The following is a 1298-nucleotide window of genomic DNA, read 5'->3' as shown; positions in this document are numbered from 1 at the left end:
TCCTGGGCGTTGCGCATACCCACTTTCTGGCTGTTGGACTGGGATTGCAGACGGGTCGCAATCTGCAGACCGGCGGCGTCGTCAGCGGCAGAGTTGATGCGCAGACCGGTACCCAGGCGCTGCATGGCATTGCTCGCCATCTTGTTGGTGGAGGTCAGCTGGTTTTGGGTGACCATGTTGGCGAAGTTGGTGTGAATTGACAGACTCATTTTCGTTTCCTCGAAATGGATGCGGTCATTGGCCGCATTTAACGTGACCCAACAAGAGAGCGACCAGGCGCGGGAAAATATTAAATGTGCGCGCTGTTTGGCACTGGATAAATATGTGGGCCCCAGTTGTAAAAAAGGCCATCATTACGATGGCCTTTTCCGGAGTGATTAACGCAACAGCCCGGTGACCATGCCGGTCATTTCATTGGACTTGGTCAGCACAGACATGCCCGCCTGCATCAACATCTGGTTCTTGGTCATGTTGGTGCTTTCGGTGGCAAAGTCGGCATCCATGATGCGCCCCTTGGCGATATCGGTGTTCTCTTTCATATTGGAGAGGTTGTTTACGGTGTGCTCCAGGCGGTTGATATTGGCACCGAGAGAGGAGCGGACGCTGGTGATATCCTGCATAAACTCTTCCATCTTACCCATGGCTGCCTGAGCAGAAGCCTGATCGGTCAGACCATTTTTCAGGATCTCGGCATCAAGACCCTTACCAATGGCCAGCGCGTCTTTTTGCAACGGTTTCAGGCCTTTATCATATGCCTCTTGAGCGGTATCGATGATTTTCTGTTGTGCAGCTTTATCCGCAGCGCCAGCCAAATCATCTTTGGCTTTCTTAAGCGCTTTAGCTTCAGCGCCTTTAACATCGTCTTTGTATTCGGTGAATTTTGTCACCTTATCTTTGTCAGCAGTACTCAAGGTTGCACCACCAACCACGTTCTTCAACGCATCACCAATGTTCAGGTTCAGACGCTCGGTGTCAGAACCGCCGATCTGGAAGGTCACTTCACCTTTAGCAAATTTGCCACCGGTCTTGTCCAGCAGATTTTCGCCACCGAAAGTGGTGTTGGTTGCGATGTTCTGTAGCTCTTTGGTCAGCTCGCCAAATTCTGCGTTCATGGCGGCAATATCTTTGTCGCTGCTGGTGCCGTTGGCGGCCTGGGTAGCCAGATCCTTCATACGCTGAACGATATTGGTCATCTCGTCCATGGCACCTTCGGCAGTCTGCATCATGGAGATGGCATCCTGCGCGTTGCGCATACCCACTTTCTGGCTGTTGGACTGGGATTGCAGACGGGTAGCAAT

Annotated in this window: 2 protein-coding genes; both read right to left on the bottom strand. The window is 52.2% G+C overall.

Going from position 1 to position 1298, the window contains the following annotated elements:
* A partial coding sequence (locus AACS18_RS14930) for a flagellin N-terminal helical domain-containing protein (protein WP_445206799.1) occupies nt 1-209 on the bottom strand: 209 nt, incomplete at its 3' end.
* Nucleotides 210-377: 168 nt separating this feature from the next.
* On the bottom strand, nt 378-1286 hold the full coding sequence (locus AACS18_RS14925; protein WP_258228722.1) for a flagellin N-terminal helical domain-containing protein: 909 nt from the start codon (nt 1284-1286) through the stop codon (nt 378-380).
* Nucleotides 1287-1298: the final 12 nt, after the last annotated feature.

It is taken from the genome of Aeromonas sp. HMWF015 (assembly GCF_963878965.1).
Classification (GTDB): Bacteria; Pseudomonadota; Gammaproteobacteria; order Enterobacterales; family Aeromonadaceae; genus Aeromonas; species Aeromonas veronii.
This window is presented reverse-complemented; position numbering and strand designations above follow the sequence as displayed.